This is a genomic window from Streptomyces sp. NPDC058195 (genome assembly GCF_042883525.1).
Taxonomy (GTDB): Bacteria; Actinomycetota; Actinomycetes; order Streptomycetales; family Streptomycetaceae; genus Streptomyces.
The window spans coordinates 107,462-120,430 of sequence record NZ_JBHVVM010000013.1 but is presented as its reverse complement, the minus strand read 5'-3'; the positions used below and the strand labels follow the sequence as shown (position 1 = coordinate 120,430).

13 protein-coding genes are annotated in these 12,969 nt (G+C 74.2%); 5 read left to right on the top strand and 8 right to left on the bottom strand.

The window, feature by feature from the left end; translation table 11 throughout:
* Window positions 1-234: 234 nt before the first annotated feature.
* Entirely contained in the window at window positions 235-993 is a 759-nt protein-coding gene (locus ACFVWY_RS18300) for a GntR family transcriptional regulator (RefSeq protein ID WP_389873181.1), read from the bottom strand.
* Between the two features lie 177 nt (window positions 994-1,170).
* Here ACFVWY_RS18300 and ACFVWY_RS18295 point away from each other — a divergent pair, with 177 nt between their 5' ends.
* On the top strand, window positions 1,171-2,193 hold the full coding sequence (locus ACFVWY_RS18295) for a Gfo/Idh/MocA family oxidoreductase (protein ID WP_389873179.1): 1,023 nt from the start codon (window positions 1,171-1,173) through the stop codon (window positions 2,191-2,193).
* Window positions 2,194-2,229: 36 nt separating this feature from the next.
* Here the strand turns inward: ACFVWY_RS18295 and ACFVWY_RS18290 are convergent, their stop codons facing one another.
* From ACFVWY_RS18290 to allB, 4 genes are all read right to left on the bottom strand, one after another.
* A complete protein-coding gene (locus ACFVWY_RS18290; RefSeq protein WP_389873176.1) occupies window positions 2,230-2,640 on the bottom strand; it encodes a PaaI family thioesterase in 411 nt (136 codons plus the stop codon).
* A gap of 474 nt (window positions 2,641-3,114) precedes the next feature.
* The gene (locus ACFVWY_RS18285) at window positions 3,115-3,837 is read right to left on the bottom strand and encodes a response regulator (RefSeq protein WP_389873173.1); all 723 of its coding nucleotides are present in this window, start codon (window positions 3,835-3,837) and stop codon (window positions 3,115-3,117) included.
* A gap of 77 nt (window positions 3,838-3,914) precedes the next feature.
* Window positions 3,915-5,132 carry a sensor histidine kinase gene (locus ACFVWY_RS18280; protein ID WP_389873170.1) on the bottom strand — a complete coding sequence of 406 codons (1,218 nt, stop codon included), beginning with the start codon at window positions 5,130-5,132 and terminating at the stop codon, window positions 3,915-3,917.
* A 220-nt stretch (window positions 5,133-5,352) separates the two neighbouring features.
* Complete coding sequence (allB, locus tag ACFVWY_RS18275; protein ID WP_389873166.1) at window positions 5,353-6,696, bottom strand: allantoinase AllB; 1,344 nt, start codon at window positions 6,694-6,696, stop codon at window positions 5,353-5,355.
* Between the two features lie 361 nt (window positions 6,697-7,057).
* On the opposite strand from allB, the gene ACFVWY_RS18270 reads away from it, so the two are divergent.
* Window positions 7,058-7,858 carry an IclR family transcriptional regulator gene (locus ACFVWY_RS18270; protein WP_389873163.1) on the top strand — a complete coding sequence of 267 codons (801 nt, stop codon included), beginning with the start codon at window positions 7,058-7,060 and terminating at the stop codon, window positions 7,856-7,858.
* Window positions 7,859-7,915: 57 nt separating this feature from the next.
* Here ACFVWY_RS18270 and ACFVWY_RS18265 read toward each other — a convergent pair whose 3' ends face one another.
* Window positions 7,916-8,596, bottom strand: a complete 681-nt coding sequence (locus ACFVWY_RS18265) for an ABC transporter ATP-binding protein (RefSeq protein WP_389873161.1) — start codon at window positions 8,594-8,596, stop codon at window positions 7,916-7,918.
* A complete protein-coding gene (locus tag ACFVWY_RS18260) occupies window positions 8,593-9,681 on the bottom strand; it encodes an ABC transporter permease (RefSeq protein ID WP_389873158.1) in 1,089 nt (362 codons plus the stop codon). The genes ACFVWY_RS18265 and ACFVWY_RS18260 overlap by 4 nt, the downstream gene beginning before the upstream one ends.
* Before the next feature lie 110 nt (window positions 9,682-9,791).
* On the opposite strand from ACFVWY_RS18260, the gene ACFVWY_RS18255 reads away from it, so the two are divergent.
* Both ACFVWY_RS18255 and ACFVWY_RS18250 read left to right on the top strand, forming a co-directional pair.
* Window positions 9,792-10,997 carry a sensor histidine kinase gene (locus ACFVWY_RS18255; protein ID WP_389873155.1) on the top strand — a complete coding sequence of 402 codons (1,206 nt, stop codon included), beginning with the start codon at window positions 9,792-9,794 and terminating at the stop codon, window positions 10,995-10,997.
* Window positions 10,994-11,638 (top strand): response regulator, encoded by a 645-nt coding sequence (locus ACFVWY_RS18250; protein ID WP_389873152.1) that lies wholly within the window; start codon window positions 10,994-10,996, stop codon window positions 11,636-11,638. The genes ACFVWY_RS18255 and ACFVWY_RS18250 overlap by 4 nt, the downstream gene beginning before the upstream one ends.
* Window positions 11,639-11,657: 19 nt before the next feature.
* Here the strand turns inward: ACFVWY_RS18250 and ACFVWY_RS18245 are convergent, their stop codons facing one another.
* Window positions 11,658-11,960, bottom strand: a complete 303-nt coding sequence (locus ACFVWY_RS18245) for a DUF5955 family protein (RefSeq protein ID WP_389873149.1) — start codon at window positions 11,958-11,960, stop codon at window positions 11,658-11,660.
* 288 nt (window positions 11,961-12,248) lie between these two features.
* Between ACFVWY_RS18245 and ACFVWY_RS18240 the strand changes: the two genes are divergently transcribed.
* Window positions 12,249-12,854 carry an NTP transferase domain-containing protein gene (locus ACFVWY_RS18240; protein ID WP_389873146.1) on the top strand — a complete coding sequence of 202 codons (606 nt, stop codon included), beginning with the start codon at window positions 12,249-12,251 and terminating at the stop codon, window positions 12,852-12,854.
* The last annotated feature ends 115 nt before the right edge of the window (window positions 12,855-12,969 follow it).

The following is a 12,969-nucleotide window of genomic DNA, read 5'->3' as shown; positions in this document are numbered from 1 at the left end:
GCTCGTTGTGCTGCTTCACGGGCCGGGAGTGGTGTGCACACACCCGGTCCGGCTGGCCAAGTATCCCCGAGTGGTCGGCGTCGCCGCCCGGCAGGGGCGGAGCGCGTGTGTCGGCGCCGTGGTACGGGGAGGGGGTCCGCCTTTCTCGCCCGGCCGCCGGAGTGCGGCTGGTGGAGTCTTAACGGTGCGCGTACCGGACGTCAACGGGGCGGGACGGGGCGGTGGCGATCCGGGTCAGCGGACGAGCAGCTGGAAGTCGAAGGTGTAGCGCGAGGCCCGGTAGAGGTGGGAGCCGTGCTCGACCGCCCGCCCGGTGTCGTCGAAGGTGGTGCGCTCCATGGTCAGCAGGGCGGCCCCCTCCGGCTCGCCGAGCACGGCCGCCTCCTGCGCGGTGGCGAGCCGGGCGCCGACGGCCTGGCGGGCGCTGTGCAGGGTGATGGCCGAGCCGCGCAGCAGCCGGTACAGACCGGTGGCCTCCAGTCGGCCGGTGGCCAGGTCGGTGATGCCGGGCGGCAGGTGGTTGCGGAGCAGGGCCAGCGGCTCGCCGTGCGCGTACCGCAGCCGCTCGACGCGGTGTACGTCACTGCCTTCGGCGATGCCGAGCGCGGCGGCGGTGGCGCGGTCGGCCGGCTCGACGGTGTTGCGCAGGACCCGGGTGGCGGGGTTCGCGCCCATCGCCTCCAGGTCGTCGTAGAGGCTGCTGAGTTCGAGCGGGCGGCGGACCGAGCTGTGCACGACCTGGGTGCCCACGCCCCGGCGGCGGACCATCAGCCCCTTGTCGACCAGTGACTGGATGGCCTGGCGGACCGTGGGCCGGGACAGCCCGAGCCGGGCGGCGAGTTCGATCTCGTTGCCGAGCAGGCTGCCGGGGGCGAGCCTGCCCTGCCCGACGGCGGCCTCCAGCTGCTGGGCCAGCTGGAAGTAGAGGGGGATCGGGCTGGTGCGGTCCACGCCGAGTTCGAGTGCTGCGGGGTCGGTGGTGGGTTTGGGCACGCGTGGAGGGTATCTCCCGTGCCGGGGGCCGGGTAGTGCGGTCGTTCGGTTGGCCTGTTGTCGTGTTGCCGTGTTGTCCGGTTGTCCGGTTGTCCGGACAGCATGACCGGAGCAACAAACCGTCGTTTGTCATGACATTTGATTGACAGGGCAGTCGGTGGACGGCACGTTGGGTCCATGCGCATCGGACTCATCGGCACCGGCCGGATCGGTTCCTTCCACGCGGGCGTGCTGGCCCGTCATCCCGAGGTGGACGCCCTGGTCGTGGCGGACGCCGACCGGGCCCGCGCCGCCGGTCTGGCGCGGCGCACCGGTGCGGTGGCCGTCCCGGACGCGGCCGGGGTGTTCGGCGCGGGGGTGGACGCCGTGGTGATCGCCTCGGCCACCGCGGCGCACGCGGAGCTGATCGGCCGGGCGGCGCGGGCCGGGCTCCCCGCGTTCTGCGAGAAGCCGATCGCGCTGGACCCGCGGGGAACCCTGGAGGCGCTGCGCGAGGTGGACCGGGCCGGAAGCGTGCTCCAGCTGGGCTTCATGCGCAGGTTCGACGCCGGATACCGGGCCGCCCGCGCCGCCGTACGGTCGGGTGCGCTGGGGCGGCTGCACACGGTGCGGGCGGTCACGATGGACCCGGCCCCGCCGCCCGCCGCCTACCTGCCGCTCTCCGGCGGGCTGTACCGGGACTGCCTGGTCCACGACTTCGACATGGTGCGCTGGGTCACGGGCCGCGAGGTGGCGGAGGTGTACGCCGCCGGCTCGGACACCGGGCCCGCGATGTTCCGGGCGGCGGACGACGTGGACACGGCGGCGGTCCTGCTCACCCTCGATGACGGCACCCTCGTCACGGCGGCGGCCACCCGCTGCAACGGGGCGGGCTACGACGTACGCATGGAGCTGGCGGGCGAGCGGGACCAGATCACCGTGGGCCTGAACGCCCGCACCCCGCTCACCTCCGCCGAGCCCGGGGGTCCTTCCGCCCCGGCCAGCCCGTGGCCGGGCTTCCTGGAACGGTTCGCCCCGGCGTACGAGGCCGAACTGGACGCGTTCGTACGGGTGGTGCGGGGCGAGCTGCCCAATCCGTGCGACGGCCGGGAGGCGTGGCGGGCACTGCTGATCGCGGAGGCGTGCGAGGTGTCGCGCCGGGAGCGCCGCCCGGTGATGGTCGAGGAGATCGCCAAGGAGGCCGGAGACTGCTGGACCTGAGGACGCGGCGGCCACCCGGCCGCCGCGCCGGACCGGTCAGGCCAGCAGGACGGTGCCCTGGGCGACGGCGCAGAGCGTCCGCTCCCCGTCCTCGGCGGCGGCGAACAGCTCGCAGCGGACCACCGCCTGACGGCGGCCGGTGTGCGCGACCTCGGCACGGGCGACCAGGGTGGCGCCGGTGGCGGGCCGTACGTACTGGATGGAGAAGCCGCCGGTCAGTACGTGCGGGCCCAGTGTCGTCCCGGCGGCGAAGGTGATCGCGTTGTCGGCCGCGTAGGCCAGGACCCCGCCGTGCAGAAAGCCGTTCTGCTGCTGGAGCTGGGGGCGGATGTCCACTTCGAGGGTGGCCGCGCCGCCCCCGAAGGCGGTGAGCCGGGCGCCCACCAGTGCGCTGAACGGCTGGCTGTCGAGCACTTTCTGTGCCGCCGTCAGATCGAGTCCAGTCATGTCCGTGTTCCTCCGTCGCGTGCCGTGCCGGGCTTTCTTCCGTCATCGTGTGCTCCCCGCCCCACCGGCGGGCGGGCGGTCTGCGCCCGCCGCGGATCAGCGTGCCGTACCGCCCGCCCGGCTCGTGGCCCCGGCGTCCTCGCCGGGGAAAGCGGAACGTGGCGTTGCTGATCGGGCCGTCGCGGCGCGGCATCTCCCCGGGGGCTCCGCCGGTCAGCTCCGGGCCGTCCCGGAGGGCGGCGAGCCCGTTCGGCGGCCCTCGAAACCGGTCGTGGTCCGGGTGTGCGGGTCCGGCCGGTTCGCGAAGGGCGGTCACCGGCGGCGGGAAGGCGAGGGCGTCGACGAGGCCGGTGTGCCCGGCGGGCGCCCTCGCGCGGACCGGCGTCCGTCTGGCCCCTGGCACCGGACATGGGACGGCCCCCTCCCGGTCGCGCGGTCCGTGCGGCCCGTTCCCCGCGGGCCGACCGCTTCACCCTATGCCGGTGGACGAGCGCCGTCGTCGTCGAGCAGTCCGGCGTCATGCACCAACAGGGCGATCTGGACACGGTTGTTGAAGCCGAACCGGGCGAGTATCCGGGAGACCTGGGTCTTCACGGTCGCCACGCTGAGGTAGAGCGTGGCGGCGATCTCGGCGTTGGACCGGCCGCGCGCGACGGCGATCGCGACCTCGCGTTCCCGCCCGGCCAGTGCGGCGATCCGCCGCCGGGCCGTCCCGGCGCGCCCGTCGTGGCCGCTGGGCCCGGCCCCGGCGGCGCGGTGCATCAACTGCCGGGTCACCGCGGGCGAGAGCACGGGATCTCCGGCGGCCACCCGTCGCACCGCTTCGACGATCCTCGCCGGCGGGGTGTCCTTGAGGACGAATCCGGCTGCCCCGGCACGGATCGCCCGGAGCACCTGTTCATCGGCGTGGAAGGTGGTCAGGACGATGACCTCGGGGGCGTCGGGGCGGGTCCGCAGCCGTTCGGTCGCGGTGAGCCCGTCCATGGCGGGCATCCGGAGGTCCATCAGCACCACGTCGGGGCGCAGCCGTTCGGCCAGTGCGGCGACCTCCGTGCCGTCCGCCCCCTCCCCCACGATCTCGATGTCCTCGGCGCCGCCGAACATGAGGGCGAGACCGGCCCGGACGAGCGGGTCGTCGTCGACGACGAGCAGCCGGACCGGGCGCGGGGCGGGCTCCGCCGGGGTGGTTGTGGTCATGACCACAACCGTATCGGGGCCCGCGCACGATGGGCGCCGGTCGCGGTGAGCACCGGCCACGGCCGCGCACGCGGCGTTCAGGCGGGCCACGGCAGCATGGCGCGGACCTGGAATCCGCCGTCCGGCAGCGGACCGTGGTCCAGGCGGCCTCCGGCCAGCGTGGCGCGTTCGGTGAGGCCGATGAGTCCCTGCCCGGAGCCGGGAACCCGCTCGAAGGGTTCGGCGGGCGCCGGGTTGCGCACCTCGACGGTCAGGCCGTCGCCCGGTGCGCCGGTGACGCTGACGGTGACCTCGGTGCCGGGGGCGTGCTTGCGGGCGTTGGTCAGCGCCTCCTGGGCGATGCGGTAGACGGTGCGGCCGGTGGCGGCGGGGGCCGCGGCGGGGTCGGCGATCCGGTTGTCGAGCGTGACCTTCATACCGGCCAGCCGGGACTCGGCGATCAGTTCGTCGAGGGTGGCCAGGGTGGGCTGAGGCCGGTCGCCCTCGTTCTCGCCGGGGCTGCGCAGTACGCCGATGATCTCGCGCAGGTCCTGGAGCGCCTCGTGCGCGCTGTCCCGGATGACCCCGGCGGCCCGCGCGACCTCGGCCGTGGGGGCGTCGGGGCGGAATTCGAGGGCGCCCGCGTGCACGCTGAGCAGGGTCAGCCGGTGGGCGAGGACGTCGTGCATCTCGCGGGCGATGGCCTCGCGGGCCAGCCGCTGGGCCTGTTCGGCACGGAGTTCCGCCTCGGTCTCGGCCCGGCGCGCCCGCTCACGCAGGGAGACGACGAGCTGTCGTCTGGACCGTACGACCATGCCCCAGCTGATCACCAGCAGGGTCAGTACGGCCCCGATGAACGTGGCCCCGAGGAAGGAGGTGTCCGGGTCGGGACGCACATACGGCTGGACGGGGGCGAGGAGCAGGGCGAGCCCCCCGACGAACGCGACCGGTCTGAAGGGCCGGTGCACCGCCAGCCCGAAGAGCGCGACGAGCATCGCGCCCGCCGCTACGGGTTCGACCGGACAGAGCAGGACCAGCCCGAGCGCCACGCCCACCGGCCAGCGCCGCCGCAGCCAGAGCGCACAGCAGGCCAGCGTCCCGAACAGAACGTCGAACAGCAGGACGAGGCCGGGTGTGGACGGGTCGGCCTCGATCGTCGACACGGTGATCAGGCCGATCCCGGCGGCGCAGAGGAAGGCGGTCGTGTCGACGATCCAGTCCCGCACCGTGCGCCGGGAGCGTCCGCGCCGGTCGCCGGGCAGCTCCGGGCCGGCCATGGCCGACGGGAGCAGCCAGCGGTATTCCGTACGGGTCATGCCACCAAGCTACCCAGGCCGGGCGGCGGGCCGGGCCGCACGGGCGCGTCGGGCGACCAAAGTCGCGCGGGTGGAGACTTTCGGCCCGGCCACCCCCGCCCGCCGCCCAGCCGCTCCCGCCCCACCCGTCGGCCGGGCCGGGCGACGGGCGGGGCGGGCGACGGACAGGGCGGGCGACGGGCGGGGCGGGCGACGGGCAGGGCGGGTGGCAGAGGCACGGTCAGCGGTCGCGTGCGAGGAGCCGTCCGGTGGGGGCGCCGACGGTGCCGTCGGCCGCGATCCGCTCGCCGCGCAGCCAGGTCGAGCGCACGACGCCGTACAGGGTCCTGCCCGCGTAGGCGGTGACCTGGTTGCGGTGGAAGAGCCCGGCCGGGTCGACGGTGAAGGCCGTGTCGGGGGCCAGCACCGCGAAGTCGGCGTCGCGGCCCGCCTCGATGGCGCCCTTGCGGTCCAGCCCGGCCAGTGCGGCGGGGGCGGCCGACATCCAGCGGGCGACGTCGTCGAGTGAGTGGCCGCGCTTGCGGGCCTCGGTCCAGATGGCGGGCAGACCGAGCTGGAGGGAGGAGATCCCGCCCCAGGCGGAGGCGAAGTCGGGGGTCTTGAGGTCGGTGGTGCAGGGCGAGTGGTCGGAGACGACGCAGTCGATCGTGCCGTCCGCCAGCCCCTCCCACAGGGCGTCCTGGTTGGCGGACTCCCGGATCGGCGGGCAGCACTTGAACTCGGTGGCGCCGTCCGGGACCTCCTCGGCGGTGAGGGTGAGGAAGTGCGGGCAGGACTCCACCGTGATCCGGACGCCCTCGCGCTTGGCGGCGGCGATCATCGGCAGGGCGTCGCTGGAGGACAGGTGCAGGACGTGGACCCGGGCGTTCAGCCGCCTGGCGTGCGCGATCAGGCCCTCGATCGCGGTGTTCTCGGCGTCGCGCGGCCGGGAGGCGAGGAAGTCGGCGTACGCGGGGCCGCCGCGCTGCGGGGCGGAGGCGAGATGGCGCGGGTCCTCGGCGTGCACGATGAGCAGGCCGCCGAATCCGGCGATCTCCGCCATGGACCGGGCCAGCTGTTCCTGGTCGAGCTCGGGGAACTCCTCGACGCCGGACGGCGACAGGAAGCACTTGAAGCCGAAGACCCCGGCCTCGTACAGCGGTCGCAGGTCCTTGACGTTGGACGGGATCGCGCCGCCCCAGAATCCGGTGTCGATGTGCGCCTTCGGCGCGGCGACCCGCTGCTTGGTGCGCAGGTGGCCGACGGTGGTGGTCGGGGGCAGCGAGTTGAGCGGCATGTCGAGCAGGGTGGTGATGCCGCCCGCCGCCGCCGCGCGGGTGGCGGTGTGGAAGCCCTCCCACTCGGTGCGGCCCGGGTCGTTCACATGGACATGGGTGTCGACGAACCCGGGCAGCAGGACGTCGTCGCCGAAGTCCTCCAGCCGGGCACCGGCCGGTACCCCGGCGCCGTACGGCAGGACGGCGTCGATCCGCCCGTCTGCGACGGCGACCGCGGCGGGGCGCGTCCCGTCCGGGGTGACGACCCGCGTCGAGCGCAGTACCAGGTTCACGTCCGCACCGGACATCCGTGCTCCTCACTTCGGGCCTTCGGGCACTGAAGAATTCAACGAACTGTTGAAGGAGTTTTCACTCGGGGCGCGGACCCGTCAAGGCCCCGGCCTCCCCGCCGGACCGCCGGACGGCCGCCGCGGACCCCCTCCGTAGGTTTCCACAAAGTAGAAGTCGAGTTTCGGAGTGTGGAACGTAGCATGGGACCAGTGCGGCTCCCGGGTAGCGCCCCTCCTCCCGCCGACACCGGGACAAACGGGCTCTGACCGGCCAGGACGCCGCGCCCGGAGCAGTGCGCCGACCGGGAACCGCCCGGTAGGCTGCTGGGTGCCTCGCCGGGCGGGGCACCCGCTCTTCCGCCTCGAAAGGACCGTTGACGTGCCGCCGTCCCACGCCAGCACATCCGACTCCAAGCCCGCCGCTTCGAGCGGTGGTGTGCAGTCCCTTGAGCGTGCCTTCGACCTGCTGGAGCGGATGGCGGACGCGGGGGGCGAGGTCGGGCTGAGCGAGCTCTCCGCGAGCAGCGGGCTCCCGCTCCCGACCATCCACCGCCTGATGCGCACGCTGGTGCTCTGCGGGTACGTGCGCCAGCAGCCCAACCGGCGCTACGCGCTGGGCCCCCGGCTGATCCGGCTCGGCGAGTCCGCGTCCCGGCTGCTGGGCACCTGGGCCCGCCCGTACCTCGCGCGCCTGGTCGAGGAGACCGGCGAGACCGCGAACATGGCGCTGCTCGACGGCGACGAGATCGTGTACGTGGCCCAGGTGCCGTCCAAGCACTCGATGCGTATGTTCACCGAGGTGGGCCGCCGGGTACTGCCGCACTCCACCGGGGTCGGCAAGGCGCTGCTGGCGCACACGCCCCCGGAGGAGGTACGCGCCCTGCTCGCCCGTACCGGCATGCCCGCCGCCACCGAGAAGACGATCACCACGCCCGAGGGTTTCCTCGACGCGCTGGAGCAGGTCCGCCGGGCCGGCTACGCGGTCGACGACAACGAGCAGGAGATCGGGGTCCGCTGTCTGGCGGTCTCCGTGCCGGACTCCCCCACCTCGGCCGCGATCTCGATCTCCGGTCCGGCGGGCCGGGTGACGGACGCCGCGACGGAGCGGATCGTGCCGATCCTCCAGCAGGCGGCACGCGACCTCTCCGCCGCGCTGGCGAGCAACGGCACCACGGGCTGAGCACGAAGCGGGAGGGGACGGCCGCCCCGGCCGCCCCCTCCCGCGTTCCCCGCCGGATCAGACCGGCTCGGGCACGGTCAGGCGCCCGTCGTCCATCCGGACCGTGCGGTCCACCCGGTCGAGGTGGGTCCGGTCATGCGTGACCAGCACCGTCGCCGTGGACCGCTCCCGGACCAGTCCGACCAGCAGGTCGAGCACCGCGGCGCCCCGCTCGTGGTCGAGCGCGCTGGTCGGCTCGTCCACCAGCAGTACCTCCGGTTCGTTCATCAGGGCCCGCGCGATGTTGACCCGCTGCCGCTGCCCGCCCGAGAGCTGATGGGGCCTGCGCCCGGCCTGGTCCGCGAGGCCGACCGCGTCCAGCAGTTCCAGCGCCCGCTCGCGGGACTGGCGCACCGCGCCGCCCGAGAGATGGGTCATCACCTGGAGCTGCTCGGCGGCCGTCAGCGAGGGCAGCAGATTGGGCTGCTGGAAGACGATCCCGATGTGCTTGCGCCGCAGCTCCGCCTGCCCGGCGCGGTCCAGGCCGGAGGTCTCCCGGCCCGCGACCACCACCCGGCCGGAGTCCGGGGTGACCAGCGTCGCCGCCACCGCGAGCAGGCTGGACTTGCCGGAGCCGGACGGCCCGACCACCGCGGTGAGCGTGCCCGCGGGCACTTCCAGCGACACCCGGTCGAGGGCGGTGAGCCGGCCGTCACCGTCGGGGTAGGTGAGGGTGACGTCGGAGAGGGTGAGGGTCATCGGGCACTCCCGAGTGCGGTCAGCGGGTCGACGGCGGTGATCCGCCGGATGGACAGGGCCGCCCCGAGCGCGCCGAGGACGATCATCACGGCGGCCGGTACCAGAACGGTCGCCGCGTCGAGGACGAACGGCACGGCGCCGCCGCTGATCACGGCCCCGATCCCGGCGGCGAGCGCGGTGCCCGCGCCGGTGCCGAGGGCGAGCATCACGACGGCCTGTCCGAGCGCATCGCGCAGCAGGTAACGAGTGGAGGCGCCGAGCGCCTTCAGCACGGCGACATCGCCGCTGCGCTGGATCGTCCAGACGGTGAAGAAGGCTCCGATGACCAGGGCGGAGATGGCGAAGAGGAAGCCGCGCATGAGCTGGAGCGAACCGTTCTCGGCCTGGTAGGAGCCGATCGCGGTCAAGGAGTCACCCCGCGAGAGGGTGCTGGTGCCCGCCGCCTCGTCGCCCGCGGCGAGATCGGCGCCGCCGTTGGTGGTCAGGGCGATCACCGTGGCGTGGAGCCCCCGGCCGTCGCCGTCGCCGCCCAGGTGCTGCCAGTCGTCGAGCGAGGTCCACACCACCGAGGTGTGGCTGTAGGAGGCGTCGCCCGCGACAGCGGAGACGGTGACCCCGGCGGAACCGAGCCGCAGCCGGTCGCCCGGCCCTGCCGCCAGATCCTCGGCCGCCTGCTCGGAGAGCACCACCTGTCCGTTGGCGACCCGCGTGCCGGGCGGCGCCAGGCCCGAGTCCGGCTCGACCCCGAACGCGGACACCGCCGAGGTGAGACCGCCCCGGCCCGCGGCGTTGAGCGTACGGATACCGAGCGGCTGGGCGTCCTCCACCCCCGGGCGCTTCGCCCAGCTCCGCCAGGCGCGTTCCTCGACGGCCGAGTCGGTGAAGGACACCGAGCGGCCGTCGGGCGGCGCGGCGAACGCCAGGTGGTCGGCGGCCAGCCCGGTGATGGCCGAGGTGTTCTCCCGGGCCAGGCCTGCGGTGAGCCCGGACAGCAGACCCACGAGCAGCGTGATCAGCACCACGACCGTGCCCATGAGCGCGAACCGGCCCTTGGCGAAGCGGAGATCTCTCCATGCGACGAACATGCCTCCAGCGTCCCCGTCCGGGCCCCCGGAGACATCGCACCCGGGTGGGGCCCGACATCAACCTTTCGATTGACCGGCCCCCGGCGCCCCGCGTCTACGCTGGACGCATCATGGACTCCCGCACCTACCCCCCGGTCGCCGCCGCGCTGCGGCTGTGCCTGCACGCGCTGCTGGCCGGGCTGCTGGCGCTCGTGGTGGTACGGGCCGTCGGCAACGGCGCGCCGCGGGCCGGTGCCGTCGTCGTGGTCGCCTGTCTGATGGCCGCGCTGTACGCGGCGGGCGCGCTCGTCCCCGCCGTGCAGCCGCGCACCCGGGCTGCGGCGGTGTGGCTGGCGCTGCTGGGTGTGGTGTGGCTGGCGCTGCTCGTCCTGTCGCCGGACGCGCTGTGGGTGGCCTTCCCGCTCTACTTCCTCCAGCTGCACGTGCTGCCGACCCGCTGGGCGCTGCCCGCCGTCGCGGTGACCGCCGCCGCCGCCATCGCCTGCTTCGTCCTGCACGGCCAGGCCGTCAACCCGGGCACCTTCATCGGACCGGTGCTCGGCGCGGCGGTCGCGGTGGCGACGGTCCTCGGCTACGAGGCGCTGTTCCGGGAGAGCGAACGGCGTCGCCGGCTCATCGAGGAGCTGATGTCGACCCGGGCGGAGCTGGCCGAGGCGGAACGCACCGCGGGCACCCTCGCCGAGCGGGAGCGGCTGGCCCGCGAGATCCACGACACGCTGGCGCAGGGCCTCTCCAGCATCCAGTTGCTGCTGCGCGCCGCCGAGCGCACCCTGCCCGACGACGCCCCCGCCACCGCGCATGTGCGCCGGGCCCGCGAGGCCGCCCAGGAGAACCTCGCCGAGGCCCGCCGCTTCGTCCGCGCGCTCTCCCCGCCGGACCTGGCGAACGGTTCCCTGGCCGCCGCCCTGGAGCGCCTGTCCTCGCGTACGTCGGCCCCCGGTCTCACCGTGCAGTTCGCGGTGAGCGGCACACCGGTGGAGCTGCCCACGCCGTACGAGGTGGCGCTGCTGCGCACCGCCCAGTCGGCGCTGGCCAACACGGTGCGGCACGCCGGGGCCCGGCGGGTGGAGATCACCCTGAGCTTCATGGACACCTCGGTCTCGCTGGACGTGGTCGACGACGGCCGCGGCTTCACCCCGGGGCTCGGCCCGGCCCTGGCGGACCGGGACACCGGGGGCTTCGGCCTGCCCGCGATGCGGGCACGGGCCCGTTCGCTGGGCGGCACGCTCAGTGTCGAGTCGGCACCCGGTCAGGGCGCCGCCGTCGCCCTCACCCTTCCGCTCCCCGACGGCCGGTCAGGACAGGACGCCGCATGAACAGCTCCGCATCCGCTCCCGTCCGGCTGCTGCTCGCCGACGACCATCCGGTGGTACGGGCGGGTCTGCGGGCCGTGCTCGACGCCGAGCCCGACTTCCTCGTGGCCGGCGAGGCGGCCACCGCCGAGCGGGCCGTGGAGCTGGCGGCGGGAGGCGGCTACGACGTCGTCCTGATGGATCTGCAGTTCGGCGCGGGCATGCACGGCTCGCAGGCCACCGCGGCGATCACAGCCCGTCCGGACGCACCCCGGGTGCTGATCCTCACCACCTATGACTCGGACGCCGACATCCTGGCCGCGGTCGAGGCGGGTGCCGCCGGCTATCTGCTGAAGGACGCCCCTCCGGAGGAGCTGGCGGCGGCGGTGCGTACCGCGGCGGCGGGCCGTTCGGCACTCGCTCCGGCCGTCGCGCACCGTCTGATGGACCGGATGCGGACGCCCGCGGAGGCGCTGACCAAGCGTGAGCTGGAGGTGCTGCAACTCGTCGGCGAGGGGCTGTCGAACCTGCAGATCAGCAAGCGGCTCTTCCTGAGCCAGGCAACGGTGAAGTCCCATCTGGTGCACATCTACGCCAAGCTGGGCGTGGACTCCCGCACCTCGGCGGTCGCGGCGGCGACGGCCCGCCGGCTCATCCGCCGCTGACCCCGCCGCACGCGTCCGGTCAGCGGCGCGGCGGCTCGCCGAAGAGGTCGACGGCGACCCGTACGTCCCGCAGCGCGGCGGCCAGGGCGCTCACCGATCCGATCGATCCCGCGATCAGCAGCAGGGAACAGCGCATCCGTCCGATCTCGGGGACACCCTGCGTCGCCATCGCGTCCAGCGCCGCCAGTTCGTCCTCGGCGATGCCCCGGTCCGGGAATTCGGCGGGGTGTCCGGCCAGGGCGCGACGGAGCCGGGAGACGGCCGTGCGCAGCTCGCTCACCCTCGGGTCCTCGCCGCTGCCGGTGACCCGCTTCTGTCCCACGCTTCGCAACAAAGCACTCCCCCTTGCACATCTTTGTGCCGGTGTTCCGACCGGTCCACACAACATGGTCAAGTATCCGGGCGTGCGCGCAAGTTAACGCCATGACAGGTACCGGGCGCCACTCCATGGACGGAAATCAGGGTCTCCCGTAAGGGTGATCTCCCTGTCGTCCGGTGGACACCGCCCCGGCCCGAGGGGTTCCGCGCTTGCTTACGCGAAGGGTGCGCGCGCGGTGTGCGAGGGGTGCGGGGGTGCGCCGCCGGGCACGGCTGGGGTATTCCAGACCGCATGACTGCGACAACGACTCCGCCGCGCGTCGCCGGGCTGCTGCTCGCCGCGGGCGGCGGGCGGCGCCTGGGCGGACGCCCCAAGGCCCTGCTCGAACACCATGGCCGCCCCCTGGTGGAGCACGCGGTGCGGGTGCTCCGGGACGGCGGCTGCGCACCGGTCCAGGTGGTCCTGGGCGCCGCCGCGGACACGGTCCTGGAACGCGCGGAGCTCGGCGGCTGCGGGGTGACGGTGAATCCCGGATGGGCCGAGGGGATGGGTTCCTCGCTGCGTGCCGGGCTGGCGGCACTGGCCGGCTGCGGGGCGGACGCGGTCCTGGTCCTCCTGGTCGACCAGCCGGGGATCGGGGCCGAGGCGGTGGCCCGGGTGCGTACGGCGTACCGCTCCCGGAGCGGGATCGCGGCGGCGGCGTACGGCGGGGAGCGCGGCCATCCGGTGCTGTTCGGGGCGGAGCTGTGGGACCGGGTCGCGGCGGGCGCGGTGGGCGACCGGGGCGCCCGGGGGTTTCTGCGGGAGCACCGCGAGGCGCTCACGCTCGTCGAGTGTTCCGATGTGGCCGAGGCGTACGACATCGACACGGTGGCGGATCTGGACCGCCTCCGGTGAGGGAACGCCCGCGACGGGGAACACCTCCGGTGACCGTGCTGGCACGCTGCGCCAGAACGGGGCCACTCCGCCGACCCGGAGAGCCCCGACATCAACAAACCATTGAACTTCCACC